11 protein-coding genes are annotated in these 15483 nt (G+C 41.9%); 2 read left to right on the forward strand and 9 right to left on the reverse strand.

The genetic code is table 11. From position 1 onward, the window contains the following. Positions 1-184 precede the first annotated feature (184 nt). The gene (locus C4S54_RS11995; RefSeq protein WP_103869752.1) at positions 185-1198 is read left to right on the forward strand and encodes a LacI family DNA-binding transcriptional regulator; all 1014 of its coding nucleotides are present in this window, start codon (positions 185-187) and stop codon (positions 1196-1198) included. Here C4S54_RS11995 and C4S54_RS12000 read toward each other — a convergent pair. The 5 genes from C4S54_RS12000 to C4S54_RS12020 form a co-directional block, all read right to left on the reverse strand. After that, positions 1188-3656: an adenosine deaminase gene (locus tag C4S54_RS12000; protein ID WP_103869753.1), complete on the reverse strand. Its 2469-nt coding sequence runs from the start codon at positions 3654-3656 to the stop codon at positions 1188-1190. The two genes, C4S54_RS11995 and C4S54_RS12000, sit on opposite strands and share 11 nt — an antisense overlap. Positions 3657-3740: 84 nt before the next feature. Continuing rightward, a complete protein-coding gene (locus tag C4S54_RS12005) occupies positions 3741-5519 on the reverse strand; it encodes a sugar ABC transporter substrate-binding protein (RefSeq protein WP_242973801.1) in 1779 nt (592 codons plus the stop codon). Positions 5520-5597: 78 nt separating this feature from the next. Further along, positions 5598-6524: a carbohydrate ABC transporter permease gene (locus C4S54_RS12010; RefSeq protein WP_022772539.1), complete on the reverse strand. Its 927-nt coding sequence runs from the start codon at positions 6522-6524 to the stop codon at positions 5598-5600. A gap of 12 nt (positions 6525-6536) precedes the next feature. Further along, positions 6537-7445: an ABC transporter permease subunit gene (locus C4S54_RS12015; RefSeq protein WP_103869755.1), complete on the reverse strand. Its 909-nt coding sequence runs from the start codon at positions 7443-7445 to the stop codon at positions 6537-6539. 48 nt (positions 7446-7493) lie between these two features. Next, a complete protein-coding gene (locus C4S54_RS12020) occupies positions 7494-8543 on the reverse strand; it encodes a LacI family DNA-binding transcriptional regulator (protein ID WP_103869756.1) in 1050 nt (349 codons plus the stop codon). Positions 8544-8781: 238 nt separating this feature from the next. Between C4S54_RS12020 and C4S54_RS12025 the strand changes: the two genes are divergently transcribed. Then, positions 8782-10788, forward strand: a complete 2007-nt coding sequence (locus C4S54_RS12025) for a right-handed parallel beta-helix repeat-containing protein (RefSeq protein WP_103869757.1) — start codon at positions 8782-8784, stop codon at positions 10786-10788. A gap of 61 nt (positions 10789-10849) precedes the next feature. Here the strand turns inward: C4S54_RS12025 and pflB are convergent, their stop codons facing one another. From pflB to C4S54_RS12045, 4 genes are all read right to left on the reverse strand, one after another. Next, positions 10850-13114, reverse strand: a complete 2265-nt coding sequence (gene pflB, locus C4S54_RS12030; protein ID WP_103869758.1) for a formate C-acetyltransferase — start codon at positions 13112-13114, stop codon at positions 10850-10852. Between the two features lie 197 nt (positions 13115-13311). Further along, the gene (gene pflA / locus C4S54_RS12035; protein ID WP_103869759.1) at positions 13312-14043 is read right to left on the reverse strand and encodes a pyruvate formate-lyase-activating protein; all 732 of its coding nucleotides are present in this window, start codon (positions 14041-14043) and stop codon (positions 13312-13314) included. Between the two features lie 60 nt (positions 14044-14103). After that, positions 14104-14877 carry a Crp/Fnr family transcriptional regulator gene (locus C4S54_RS12040; protein WP_242973803.1) on the reverse strand — a complete coding sequence of 258 codons (774 nt, stop codon included), beginning with the start codon at positions 14875-14877 and terminating at the stop codon, positions 14104-14106. Positions 14878-14904: 27 nt separating this feature from the next. Beyond that, positions 14905-15465 carry an NUDIX hydrolase gene (locus C4S54_RS12045; protein ID WP_103869760.1) on the reverse strand — a complete coding sequence of 187 codons (561 nt, stop codon included), beginning with the start codon at positions 15463-15465 and terminating at the stop codon, positions 14905-14907. Between the last annotated feature and the right edge of the window lie 18 nt (positions 15466-15483).

A 15483-nucleotide genomic window follows, 5' to 3' on the forward strand; every position in this document is an offset into this window, starting at 1 on the left:
TTATATTTTAGTAATTGTGCCTAAAAGCCTCTAGATGAATAATTTTCAAATAATTCAAAGTTTTTATATCAAATTTACGAATATTTTATAATCTGTGCGCAATTTTGCGCATCAATCGCGCAAATATTAAATTTTTGCGCAAATTCGATTGTATCTTAGAATTTATGAAACTATAATCAAATCTATGGGAAAAGAAATACGGTTAAACGAACTAGCTAAAAAATTGAATATTTCCACCACAACTGTTTCAAGGGCCTTATCCGGAAATGGAAGGGTCTCAGAAGAGACAAGAAAAAAGGTCATTGAAGCCGCCAGAGAACTGGACTACAGCTCTCCATCTCAGAACAGGCAAAAAAATACCACTCCTTCCAATGGAAAAAGTGGTAATGTTGGCGTAGTCTTATCAAGAGATCTTTTGTATGAATCAGAATTTTTTCACCTGTGTCTTCTTGGAGCCGCAGGGGCTCTGGCAGATCACGGCTATGAAACACTTCTGATCCTGTGTAATACCGATGAGTATGAACCTCTTATCCCCGCTGTGGAAAAAGGGGCACTTGACGGCGTGATATATACTCGCGCCATTACCGGTGAAAAGAGCCACTCATATCTTAAAAAGAAAAATATACCTGTTGTAGTTGTAGGTTCCGGAATTAAAAACGCTGTAATGGTTGAGCCTAACACAGCCCTTGCCTGCAGAGAATTAACCTCAAACCTCATGAACAATGGCTGCAAGCGCATCGCCTTTATAGGCGGAAATATGAATTACAACGTCAACGTAAAAAGACTTGAAGGCGTTATGATGGGAATCTCTGACTTCTGCGTCGATCCTGACCCCAATCTTATTTTCAGAGACGTCTCCAATTACAATTCCTGTAAAATAGCTGTAGAAACAGCTGTTCAGCGCCGTTGCGATGGAATAATCTGCTGCGATGATGTAACTGCCGGCTGGTCCTGCGATGCCCTTACAAAAATGGGCTTATCTGTTCCGGGGGATGTACTCCTGGCTGCCTGCTACGACAGCAGTGACCTTGCGCACCATTCGCCTTCCATCACCGCCGCTCACTTTGACGCGTGTCAAATGGGAGCCTATGCTGGTGAAGCCATGTATGGCCTTCTTACCGGCACAGAGAAAAGAACTCTCATAACAGTTGAGCACACCATCCACCTTAGGGAATCCACAAGAGTCTTTACTGTCTGATGGAATTCACCAGATCTTTTTGAATATCATTTAAAAGATCCACAATGTTTACTTCATCTCCAAAAGTGAACACATATCCATGAAGGGATTTAGCTTTCTGCATCAGGTTTTTGGAGTGCTCCCAAACGAATATTGCAGACTTACCCTTGCCATTTTTCGCTTCCTGAATGAGATTTGCAGCAGCACTGTTGCCGTCAAAGGCAATTACTGCAGATGGCCTGCGTTCAAATATCTCGTAGTTGAAGCTCTTATATATTCCCATTCCCTGAGCTTCCGGCGATACTCTTACCTGTACTCCGGTGGCTTTTATTTTATCTATTTCTTTTTTATCCATCAGTGAAGGAACAACACTGTATATCCTGAATCCCTTCTTGTTATGATTTATCAGGTACTTTTCATACCCGGCTAGTTTGTGGCCGATAACGAAGCACACTTCCTCAGGATTTAGGTACTCCATCAGAGAATCAATCTGCTCTGCTGCCTTTTTGCTGACCTTGGTCGCTCTGTTCTCTGTGTTAAAGCTTCCTCCAATAAGCACAACCGGGAATCTATCCCATGTAATCTCGCTGATCTGTTCTTTTAATTCCTGATTAGAATCCAGTTTCGGCTCATTTTTGGATTTGCCTTTTGAAATCTTTACAGTCTGCATTTTTTCCAAAAGAACTTCTTCCATGTCTCTGTCTTTTATAAGATCAGCAAAGAAGGCTTTCTTTAAAGAATATGCTTCCTGGGCCTCTTTTATTATCTGCGTCTCAGCATCTTTCATGAGCTGAAGCTCAGCGTCAGACAGTCCCAGCATTTTAGCCAGTGACAACTGCTCGTCAATAGATGACGTTCCGTACAAAGCCGCTCCATCTGTACCCTGAACGCATCGTATTCCCTGTTTCAGATACTGCTTAAGAGGATGATGTTCCAATGAATTTAAGTTATTAAGGCGCACATTGCTTGTGATCTGGAATTCAAGGACAACATTATTTTCCTTAAGTTGCTTTAGTACCTCTTTTCCCTTCTTGGAAGAAGGACTGTAGGTGTAAAGACCATGCCCAAGACGCATCCTTGGCATCTTTTGGCCAGGAGCAAGGGAATCTTTTACGCAGGCAATGCTGTGGGCGATATTATCTTTCTGGCTGTCGTTTTCTCCCGCATGGACTCTTATAACAAAGCTAGGGTCCTTGGCTGCGATCTTTACGATTTCCTGGAATGCAGGTTTTAGCGTGATTATGTCATTTATCTCTTCACCGACAAAATCGCATCCTGCAACATATGGATCAAGTGCTGTAGCTTTCAAAACTTCAAGGTTCTGTTCAATGTAGTCTGACGGAGTCACTGCATCTTTTACAATGGTCAGAGGAATTCTGCGCATAGCTGCCAGGAACCTGATCATTACGCCGGTTTCACGGTAAATATGAGGCATAACCTCATGAACCTGCCTTAGCATTTCAAGTGACTCATACTTTTTAACAAGAGTAGTATCACTAATCTCTGCGTAATAAACGCCCTGTGCTTTGTAGTTTCTTGCTATCCACAGGAGTTTATCCTGGAAGATCGTATTTTTGCAGTAATATATATTTTCCTTATCCGTAAGCATCTGCTTAAGATAAGCCTTTACATCTGCATCCGGGATCAGGTCCACACTGTGCAGATTTATTTTTTCTTCGCTCTCTTTTCCCTTGCAAAAGACATAACGATAAAGGTAGACTTTCTCAAGGTTTGTAAATACTGCCTGTCCATCCTTGATAACAGCAAGGGATCCACGGATCTTGACTATGTTCATCTCTGCATTATCAAGGTTGTTGAGGATAAGATCTGCAAAATTTATAAAGGTGTTGTCATCAATTCGCCTGTTGAGGTATTTGCCCTGAAGTCCAGAAGACACAAACTGTCTGGCAACCTTTTCTCTCTGAATATTGGCTTTATCCCATTGAGCCTGAGTAAGCTTAAGATCGAGCTTTTTTACATAATAAAGAGGATATCTTATCTGATGGGCTATTCCCAAAGCAATGAGAACGTCTCCCGGAAGGTTACCGTTCATATGCGTGTGAAGATCCGCGCGGAACTTAAGATCCTTGCGAACCCTGGTCTTGAATATAGTCTTGTCCAGTTCCAGCTTAAAATCTTTTGTCTGGCTCATAAGAGTCTTGGCAATTGCAGGTATGGTTGCCTTAACAACGACCTGACCATCCGGATAGATACTTGCTATCTCTGTTCCGCCAAGCATGAAGACATAGCTCTCTGAATTGCAGGAATCCACAAAGCAAGGGACTTCGCCGCGGATGACAAGCATGTCATTATCCCCCTTGGAAAGAGGAAGTTTGCATATGCTTGCAAGGTTTCGAATAAGGTTCCCTGTACCATGATTGGGAGTTGTCAGCACGTAATACATCTTCCCAAGGTCTTTGTACAGGTTTACGATTATATCTTTTTCATTATCCAAAAAGAAACATGTGAAATATGTCATACATTAATCCTCAATAAGCTCAAAAAAACACTCTATGCTTATATTTAAGCATAGAGTGTTTCTGTATTTTTTGCAATGTTGTTATTACTGTGCTGCTTTTCTTGCCTCAAGCATTGGACCATACTTCTCTGTATCAAACGCTGTAAGATCTGCCCATCCAAGGCCTTCGAGCTGTGAAGTCATGTCATCCCACTGCTTCTCGAAATCTGCATCATCTGCTGCAAATACCATTCTCCAGGAAGCATCCTTGATGATATCGCCGCACTGCTTACGGATAAGGCTGATATCTGTTGTATCGATTGCAAGTGCAATGTTGATACTTGGAACTACTGTCATCATGTTGTTCTTTAAGAGATATTCAACGTCATCAGCTGCACCAAACTTCTCTGACCACTCTTTTGTAGTCTTTGTCTCGTTCATCTTGATTGTTGATGACCACATATCTGTTCCATAAGGCTCGTTTGTATCTGGATTAACATCGCAGCTTGCTACGATCCACTGGTTGATCTGGTTGTTACCATCGTTCCAGTTTCCGCCGCCCTGATCTTCAGGAACTGCAACTTCTGCTGAGAATCTGTTAAGTCCGTCTTCTGTAAGAACATACTTGCCATTTTCTACTGTGTAGATAAGGCCTTCTGTACCGCCATGCTGGATCTGTACACCTTCTGGTGAAGCATACCAGTCAAGGAACTCCATAAGTCTTGCAAAGTTCTCATCACTAACCTGTGAACCAACACCGATAACTCTTCCGTCACCATAATATGTATCTGATGCCTGGTAGAGGTTTGTATCTGCTACAGGAATCTCGATATAGTTAACACCTTCTTCACCCTTTGAAGGAGTGTTCCAGAAACCATACTGCCAGCTATACCAGTAGAGGTATACTCTCTTGTCCTGCATCTTTGAAACCATCATGTTCCAGTCTTGAGTAGCTGAGTCAGGATCTACAAGGCCCATCTTGTTAGCCTGATAGAAGAATTTAAGCATCTTATAATATGCACCGGCCTTGTCTGTAAGGGGAACGATTGAATTATCTGTTCCAATAAGAACTGATCCGTTTACTTCCTGTCCATACCACTTTGTAAGCTGAGCTACACACTCCATATACTGGCTATCCCAGTCTTTCCAAAGACTGATAGCATATGCAGGGTCACCTTTATCGTTCTGTGGATGTGCCTTCTGGATATCTGCAAGACAGTTAAGAAGGTCATCTGTGTTCTTGAGCTCAGGAGCACCAACTTCATTGTACATATCCCATCCCATACGAGGATATGTGTAAACATGAAGCTGTTTATAAGCTGTAGGTCCGTTTGTATTCATCTCAAGTGGAATAGCGTAGATCTTGCTGCCATCACCAAGCATTGCGTTAAATGCCTTGATCTGTTCCATATACTTGGAAAGGTTAGGATACTGAGCGATAACATCTGTAAGATCATGAACAAGTCCTGACTCTACGCACTCCTGCATATCAGCGTTATCAAGAATGATCAAATCTCCAAGAGCACCTGCTGCGCAGCGTGTCTGATAAAGAGCTGCTCCATCGCCTGATACCTGTGGTGCAATAATGTTAAGGTTCATGTTGAATTTGTCTTTTACAATCTTGCCATACCAGCCTGACTGTACACCCTGGAAGTTAGCTGCAACATCGTAGAAATCTACAGTGTACTCAGAGTCATGTGAAACTTCACTTGCTGCGGCAGTATCCCCACCTGCTGTCTCAGTAGTTGTTGCTGTTTCAGTTTTTGTTTCTGTCTGGTTACTGGTTGTTCCTGTGCTTTCTGCTGCTCCGCTTCCGCATCCTGCCAGCATTGATGCTGCCATAACTGTGGAAAGAGCAAGAGAAGCAAATTTCTTAAACTTCATTTTCATTCCTCCTTTTTTAACCTCTTTTACCATTTATATCAACCCAGATGGGCTGTATTCATTACGTTTTGGGTGGCGTTAGCCTTTGACTGCCCCAATCATAATACCTTTTACGAAGTACTTCTGGAAGATTGGGTATACGAGCATGATTGGGAGCACGACGATCACTGTGATGGTCATTCGTACACTGGTTGTGGTCTGCGTTGTGGCTGCTGCAGCAGCAAGTGATGATGTGCTTGTGTTACTCTGGGCAAGTGATGCAAGTGAGCTTGCCTGATTCAGGTACTGGTAGAGCACAAACTGCAGTGGATAAAGCTTTGTATCTGTCATAAGAAGAAGTGTATCCTGGAAAGCATTCCACTGACTTACTGCTGAAAAGATTGCTACAGTTGCCATAATAGGCTTGATTACAGGAATTATTATCTTAAAGAACACTGTTAATACTCCTGCGCCATCCATCTCAGCTGCTTCCTGCAGTTCTTTTGGCACTGACTCAACAAAGGTCTTGGTCAGGATCAGATTGAACGGTGATACGATAGCTGGAAGTATGTATCCCCAGAAGTTATTGGTGAGGTGCATGGTCTTCATTACGAGGAACCATGGAATAATTCCGGCATTGAAATACATTGTTGCCACAATGAGTCTGTACCAGAACTTCCTTAGCCACATCTTTTCCTGGGTGAACATGAATCCAAGAAATGCTGAAGCAAATACTGTAAGTGCAGTACCAAGAACCGTTCTCATAAGAGATATCTGAAATGCCCTTAAAAGTCCGTCAATTCTGAAGGCTGACAGATAGTTCTTAAAATGAATTCCCTGCGGCCAGAAAAGAATATCTCCTTTGGCGCTCAGGTCATTGGCACTTATTGTGTTGATAACTATGTAATAAAACGGATAAAGACACAGGAATGCTGCTATAGAGAAAACTATGTAGCACACGATTTCCACGGTTCTGTCTCCGGCGCTTACTTTTATTGTTGAACCTTTTTCTTTTGACTGTCCCATCTCAAACCTCCATCAAAGTATGCTCTCGCCACGGATTTTCTTTGATGCTCCGTTAACAATGACCAAAAGCACTACGCTTACCAAGCTCTTAAGCATGCTGATCGCAACTGAAACTGAATAACCGCCGCTGCCCATCGCCATGTTGTAAACATAGAGATCAAGAACCTGGATATATTCTTTGTTGAAAGCGTTTTGGAACACGTAATACTGCTCCATTCCGTTGTTGAGGAAGTTAGCTACGTTAAGTACCAGAAGAACAAAATATGTAGGCAAAAGACTTGGAATAGTAATGTGCCATATTATCTGCATTCTGGTTGCTCCATCTACTCTCGCCGCCTGGATCATCTCATCATCAATGCTTGAAATTGCAGCGATATACATGATTGCTGCCCAGCCAAGGTTTTTCCATGTGAGCCACAACCACTGTGTAAACCAAACATGGCTTGATGACTGTAAAAAGAGAATTGGCTGTTCAATGAGTCCTGATTTTAACAAAAGAGAATTGAGCATTCCTGTACTGTTGAACAGTGAAAATGCTATGGAATAAACCATTACCCAGCTCACGAAGTTTGGTAGTGTTGTAACTGTCTGTACAAACTTTCTGAATTTCACTCCTCTGATCTCATTGAGGAAAACCGCAAAGATCATCGGAAGCCAGCTGGTTCCAAGTGTTAAGCCACTCATGGCAAAGGTGTTTTTCAGCACCTGAACAATCTGTTGAATTTTAGTCTCACTGCTTACGAGTGATGCAAACCATTTGAATCCTACAAAAGGACAGTTTGCCAAAGTTTTTGGTGGTTTATAATCATAGAATGCATACATCCAGCCATATAGCGGATAGTAGCTAAAGAGTAGAACTAAAATAATAAACGGTAGTACTAATAGAAATAGTTTCAGAGAATAGATCTTCTTTTTTGACACCCCTAATACCTCCCGATGGTTTAACGTTAAACCTTTTGGCAAAAAAAATTACTTTTCAGAAACTGATCTTCTTATTATCATCTTACACGGATACTTATAAACTTTAGGTTCATCCCCAATTTGCGAATCCCCATTCGCACCTTCAAGCTTATCAAGTAAGAGTTCGGCTGATTTTGCTCCGATTTCTCTAAGCGGTAATTCAGTTGTAGTGAGCTTTGGCCTAAAGAACTCGGCAATGCTCTCATTATCAAATCCCGCTACCGAAATATCTTTTCCCACGATCAGCTCTTTTTCCTCAAGATAGTCATATACGCCGCCGGTCATCCTATCTGAAATTCCAAATATTGCTGTTACATTCTGTTCAAGTAATGCCTTGGCGCCTTCATGCCCGGCTTTTCTGGACCAGTCGCCATAGTAAACAAGCTTTGGATCAAACAAGAGACCGTTTTCATACATTGCTTTTTGATACCCCATTAGTCGCTTAGCTGTATGAATATTGTCCATTCGGCCTCCTATGAAACCTATTCGTTCATGCCCCATCTTTATAAGGTAGGACACCATTTCATAGGAGCTCTTTTCATCATCGATCACCACTGACGGTATGTGTGGCGATTCGGAGTAGGCGTAACACATAACTATAGGAAGATTGAATCCTGCGTTAAATGTTTTTATGATCCTGGCATGTCCTGCAAGATAGATAACTCCGTCTATCTGGGCGGAAAGAATATCTTTTATCACAGGATCAAGGACTGAGTGATACTCATCCTCCTGGCCGTACCAGGTATCGGACCACCTGTCGTAAAGTCTGAGGTTATGAACAACGACCCTGTAGCCCTTTTTTTCGCAGGTTTCCATGATGCTCTCAATCATTGGCGGTGATGTGAACTGCGCAATATCCTCCGCTACTACGGCAATTGTTCTGGTCTTTTTTACCCTAAGCCCCTGAGCAATGGTATTGGGCTTATAACCAGTTTCTTTTATCACCTGCATTATTCTGTTTTTAGTTTCTTCACTGGTCTTTGCCTTGCCATTAATAACGTTGGAAACTGTTGTGGCAGACACGTTGCATCTTTCTGCAACCTCCTTGAGTGTCACCATATTACTTCCCCATGTGTGATTTGTAGTAAATCGTTAAACATATGTATATTATTACGCTTACGCCACTTTGTTGTCAATACATTTTGTGCAATAACACAAATTTGTTTGATAATTAGGCTCTTTTTTGTGCAATTGTCATTGACTTTTGGCATTTTCAATCATAGTATAAATACATATTTGATGTTAATCGTTAAACAAAATTAAACTTTATTGTCTACTTTGTATGAAAGGAGTTTTTATGATCTACTATGTTGACGCCAATGCGTTTCGCGATGGAGACGGAAGCATGAACCGCCCTTTTAAGTGCATTGGTGCGGCTGCAAATATAGCGCAGCCTGGGGATGAAGTCGTTGTTAAGCCTGGTATTTACAGAGAATATGTTGCTCCAAGGAATGCAGGAACATGTGAAGCTCCTATAGTTTACCGTTCTGAAACTCCTCTTGCTGCTGTTATTACAGGTGCAGAGGAAGCTAAAAACTGGAAAAAGGTTAAGGGAAACCTTTGGAAAACCTCTGTTAAAAATAGTATTTTTGGAGATTACAATCCTTACACTACAAGAGTTTACGGAGACTGGTATTTTGCCCCTATCGTAAGGCATACCGGAGCTGTTTTTATCAATAACAGCATGATGTTTGAAACCACATCTCTCGCAGAATGTCAGAAGGGAAAACCTGATCCTTTAGCGTGGGATCAGGAAGCTGCTAAATATCTGTGGTATACAGAGCAGAATGGCGATGAGACAGTTCTCTATGGTAACTTCCAGGGCCTTGACCCCAATAAAGAGAATGTGGAATTTTTAGTAAGACGAAACTGCTTTATGCCTGAAGAAAACGGCATAAATTACATAACTGTAAGTGGCTTTACAATTTGTAAAGCAGCTACAACCTGGGCTCCACCTGCTGCTTACCAGGATGGCATGATCGGCCCTCACTGGAGCAAAGGCTGGATCATTGAAGATTGCGAGATTTACGGAAGTAAATGCTGTGGAATCTCTCTCGGAAAGTATCTTGATCCGGAAAATGATATGTATTTCACCAAGAGACACGTTAAGAGCCCTACACAGATGGAAAGAGATGCTGTTTGTCGTGGCCAGTACCATGGTTGGTTAAAAGAAAACATCGGCCATCATCTTATCCGTCGCTGCCACGTTCACCACTGCGAGCAGACAGGTATTGTAGGTAGAATGGGAGCTGTATTCTCAACTATTGAGGACTGTGAGATTCACGATGTATGTACTTCACAGCAGCTTGGCGGAGCTGAAACAGCAGGAATCAAGCTTCATGCTGCTATCGATGTAACAATCAGAAGAAACCACATCCATCACAGCATTATGGGAGTATGGCTTGACTGGCAGGCACAGGGTGCAAGAGTCAGCCAGAATCTCATGCACGATAACACCAGACCTGATGGCGTAAAACAGGGTCCCGGTGCAATGTTTAACACTGATGTATTTATAGAGGTTGGACACGGTCCTACACTTATAGATAACAATATTCTGCTCTCACCTGTTGCTATCACTATTCCAAGTGAAGGAATCGCAGTGCTGCATAACCTTATTCTTGGCGGTTTCAGCCTGATCAATTCAGGAGTAGACAGTGTTATCAATGGTCAGCGTGAGCCAAGATATACTCCTTACCACATTCGTCACCGCACCGAGGTTGCCGGCTTTATGACAATTCTTCATGGTGATGACAGAATTTACAACAACATTTTTGTTCAGCAGCACAAGATTGATGACAAAAAGAAAACTGCTGCAGATGCTGATTACAAGACGGTTGGCACTGCTCCATTTGATATCTTCCCAACTTATGAGGAATGGGCAGACCAGTTTGATCTTGAAAAAGACCCTGATATGGGCCATCTTGCTGAAGCTCACTTTGGTCATCTTCCAGTATGGGTTGATGGTAATGCATACTTTAATGGGGCAAATGTTTATAAGAAAGAAAAGAACAAGCTTGTAGATAAGAAGACTAAAGTCGCTGTAGAGCTAAAAGAAAAAGATGGTGATTACTACATTAAAACAAATTATGACAAGCTTCTTAAGGACTTTGCCTGTGGCGTCTTAAGCACAGAGAGCCTCGGCGTTGCCTTCGAACCTGAGCAGAAATTTGAAAATCCAGATGGCACACCAATCACTTTTGATCGTGATCTTCTCGGAAACCACCGCTCATCGGAGACCATACCAGGACCACTTAGCACCGCTTCATCCAAAGAAGTCCTCATATGGAAACACTTAGTTTTATAATAAGAATCTAAGAAAAAAAGCATCACAGAAAAATCTGTGATGCTTTTTGTTTTTGTTTATATCAAAGAGCTGTGTGGCATGTACGTGCGATAACGTCGAGCTGCTGCTCCTTAGTAAGGTTGATGAACTTAACAGCATATCCTGATACACGGATAGTGAAGTTAGCATACTCAGGCTTCTCAGGATGCTCCATAGCATCGATGAGCTTCTCCTTACCAAATACGTTAACGTTGAGGTGGTGTGCACCCTGGTTGAAGTAACCATCAAGTACGTTAACAAGCTTATTTGATCTCTCTTCGTCGTCATGACCAAGAGCGTTAGGGTTCATTGTCTGTGTGTTTGAAATTCCATCAAGAGCGTACTCATAAGGAATCTTAGCAACAGAGTTAAGTGATGAAAGAAGACCGTTCTTCTCTGCACCGTATGATGGTGAAGCACCAGGAGCAAATGAAGCGAATGCTGGTCTTCCATCAGGTGTAGCACCTGTAGCCTTACCATAAACAACGTTTGATGTGATTGTAAGGATAGATGTTGTAGGCTCTGAATCACGGTATGTGTGATGCTTCTCGATCTTCTTCATGAATGTCTTAAGAAGCCATACAGCGATCTCATCAGCTCTCTCATCATCGTTACCGTATCTTGGGAAGTCTCCCTCTACCTTGTAATCAATTACAAGACCTGACTCATCACGAACAGTTGAAACCTTAGCGTACTTAATAGCTGAAAGTGAATCTACAACATGTGAGAAACCAGCGATACCTGTAGCGAATGTACGTCTTACGTTTGTATCGATAAGAGCCATCTCAGCTGCTTCGTAGTAATATTTATCATGCATGTACTGGATGAGGTTGAGGATGTTTACATAGAGTCCTGCAAGCCAATCCATCATAATGTCATATTTGTGCATTACTTCGTTGTAATCAAGAACTTCTGAAGTAATAGGAGCCATCTCAGGTCCTACCTGCATGTGCTGACCATCTTTTGTAAGGAACTTCTCATCCTTACCACCGTTGATAGCGTAAAGAAGACACTTAGCAAGGTTTGCTCTAGCTCCGAAGAACTGCATCTCTTTACCAGTCTGTGTAGCAGATACGCAGCAGCAGATGCTGTAGTCATCGCCCCAGATAGGTCTCATAACATCATCGTTCTCGTACTGGATTGAAGATGTTGTAACTGAGATCTTAGCAGCATACTTCTTGAAAGTAGCTGGAAGCTTTGATGTGTAAAGAACAGTAAGGTTAGGCTCTGGTGAAGGTCCCATATTCTCAAGTGTGTGAAGGAATCTGAAGTCGTTCTTTGTAACCATGTGACGACCATCCATACCAAGTCCACCAACCTCAAGTGTTGCCCAAACTGGGTCTCCTGAGAAGAGGTTGTTGTATGAAGGGATACGAGCAAACTTAACCATTCTGAACTTCATTGTCATGTGGTCGATAAGCTCCTGAGCCTGTGCCTCTGTAAGAGTTCCCTCTTTAATATCTCTCTCAATATAGATATCAAGGAATGTTGAAACACGTCCAACAGACATAGCAGCACCGTTCTGAGTCTTGATAGCTGCAAGATATCCAAAGTAAAGCCACTGAACAGCTTCTTTTGCATTCTTAGCTGGCTGTGAAATATCGAATCCGTATACAGCAGCCATTTCTTTCATTCCCTTAAGAGCTCTGATCTGCTCTGAGATCTCTTCTCTCTGACGAATGATGTGATCAAGCATTGTGCCGTCACCGCAGTTGTTGTAATCTTCCTGCTTTTTCTTGATGAGGTAATCAATACCGTAAAGAGCTACTCTTCTGTAGTCGCCTACGATACGTCCACGGCCGTATGTATCTGGAAGACCAGTTACGATGTGGCTGTGTCTAGCTGCTCTCATCTCAGGTGTGTAAGCATCAAATACTGCCTGGTTGTGTGTCTTGTGGTACTCTGTGAAGATCTTGTGGAACTTCTCATTTACCTTGTAACCATATGTTTCAGCAGCTTCTTCTGCCATCTTGATTCCACCGTAAGGCATGAATGCTCTCTTAAGTGGCTTGTCTGTCTGAAGACCAACGATCTGCTCAAGGTCCTTCATAGACTCATCGATGTATCCAGGGCCATAAGCTGTAAGGCTTGATACAACTTCTGTCTCGCACTCGAGAACGCCGCCCTTTTCACGCTCCTGTTTCTGAAGCTCCTGAAGCTTGCCCCAGAGCTTATCTGTAGCTTCTGTTGGGCCTGCAAGGAAGCTTTCATCTCCATCATATGGTGTGTAGTTGTTCTGGATGAAGTCTCTAACATTTACATCATCCAGCCAGTGGGTTCCTTTAAAACCTCTCCATGCTTCGTTCATAATGTACTCCTCTCAAAAAGCAATAACATTGTTTGTTAATTATTTATCTAGTCATTTTACGAAGCATATATTAACACCTAGTCATAGAGTGAACATTGATTACAATCAAGTTTTAATTTATTTTTTATTTTTCACATTTCGTTCACAATTATTCAAAGCCAACATATTCAACAGCTAGCGAAAAAAGCTGTGAAAAATCACAGCTTTCCGTTAAGTATTGCTCTTGCGTTATCTACTCTTTCCTGTGAAGGAGATTCAACTCCCTCAAGCTGGTATGGAATACCAAGTTCTTTAAATTTCATCTGTCCCATGGAATGATATGGGAGCACTTCTACTCTCTGTATATTAGAAAATTTCTCAATAAACTTTCTTGTTTCTCTTAAGTAGTTGTCGTCATCTGTGATTCCAGGTACAAGTACATGGCGGATCCAGATTGGCTTTTTGATCTCATCAAGGTATTCAAAGCACTCTTTGATATTGTCATTAGGAAGACCTGTAAGTTTGATGTGCTCTTCCCTGTCAATATGCTTGATATCTACAAGGAGCAGGTCTGTATACTCCATAAGTTCTTTAAACTTTGAAAAGAAAGGCTCCTCTTTTGTAAATGGCTGTACAGCTGTGTCGATACAGGTATTGATTCCACGCTCTTTTGCCTTTTTGAACAGTTCCAAAAGAAAGTCTATCTGAAGAAGTGGTTCTCCGCCACTGACTGTTATTCCGCCGTCCTCGCCCCAGTAGCTTCTGTATCTTTCCGCAAAATCAAGGACTTCATCTGCAGTCCTGAGATCGTCGGATTCAGGATTCCAGGTATCTACGTTGTGACAGTATTTACATCTGAGATTGCACCCTTTTAAAAATACTATAAATCTTATTCCAGGTCCGTCTACTGAACCAAAAGTTTCTATTGAATGAATTCTTCCCTTTACCATATTACTCCTTACTAAATAACACAATGTTGCAGACAAATATAGATTTATCTGCAACAATAATTACTGCGAAATATATATTTCTCTCAACGTATCTCTGTCGAGCACCTTGATCCTTGCGTGTCCCAGCCTTTCAATCAGTCTCATTTTTTCCATTTCTCTGAGTTTCCTGCTGACCGTTTCTGTTCTAAGGTTAACACTTGCAGCAATATCGTCGAGCTTTAATACTATATCATCCGATGGGCTTCTGTCTACTCTGTACATCAAAAATCCTGCAAGCCTTGCCATTGGGTCTTTTGTTGATAAAAGCATGTTTCGTTCATTGGCATCATGCAGCTTTTTACTGAGAAGAATGATGATATTCATGGCCGCTGTCGGATTATCTACAACTTTTATGAAATCGTCTCTGTGAATAAGGCAGATAGAAGCATTTGTAAGACACACCGCAGAGTATGGATAAATACTTCCATCCAGGAACATGCCCTCCCAAATAATATCGTGATCTGCCAGAATTGTTATGATCTGTTCCCTTCCAAGGGAATCATATCTGCAAAGTTTAACTCTTCCTTTTCGTATTATACATATAGAGTCAACAGGTTCACCTTCTCTAAAAAGATAACTGTTCTTTTTAAGAGTCTCATGGATAGAGTGCTCCATAAGGCTTACCTGGGCATTTACAGGAAGTCCCTCAATAAGAGGAACGCTCTCAGTGCAGAATCCACCACACTCTTCGCAGATATTAAGACCAATGATGCCTCGCTTTAGCTCTTCACCATGGTCTTCTTTCTGATATATGCCTCTTTGTTTACTATCTTTGTTATCTATATTACTTTTCATATTCTATAACCTGACTATACGCAGCCATTACTTTTTTATCCACATATAGCAATATGCCTGTGTTCTGACTGCAAAAGCCTCTGTTTCAAGGAGTTTTCTCACTTCCTCTTTGGTGTACCATCCGGGAACTATCTCTTCCTGTGTAGATGTGCTCTTTGAAAAAGTTCCATCAGCCACTCCTACGCAGCATGCATTTCTTTCATTGGAAAAGCCTATTGCACTGTAGCACTTTCCCCACCACTCATCTATGCGCACGATATCGAGGCCGGTTTCTTCTTTAAGTTCTCTTCTTGCAGCCTGTTCCCTGGTCTCGCCTTCATCAATAAGCCCGGCTGGGAAATTGTAGACCCACTCGCCTGGAGCCATTCTGAATTCCTTGTTGATAAGGATCTTTTCTCCGGTCACATCATGCATGATTATGGCAACCGCATCTTCTTTCGGATTACTTAAATCTTTCCTGCTTTTAAGTTCAGGGTTTCTGCTTATCATCTCATATACTTTTTCCTGGTCATCCACTGTTCTATAGTGAATGTCGTACCTTGTGATAAACTTGCCCTGCTCTTTTTTCTCTAAAAACTCAAATTCCATAGTTGATTCTTTTCCCTG

Source organism: Butyrivibrio sp. Su6, from assembly GCF_900108105.1.
Classification (GTDB): domain Bacteria; phylum Bacillota; class Clostridia; order Lachnospirales; family Lachnospiraceae; genus Butyrivibrio.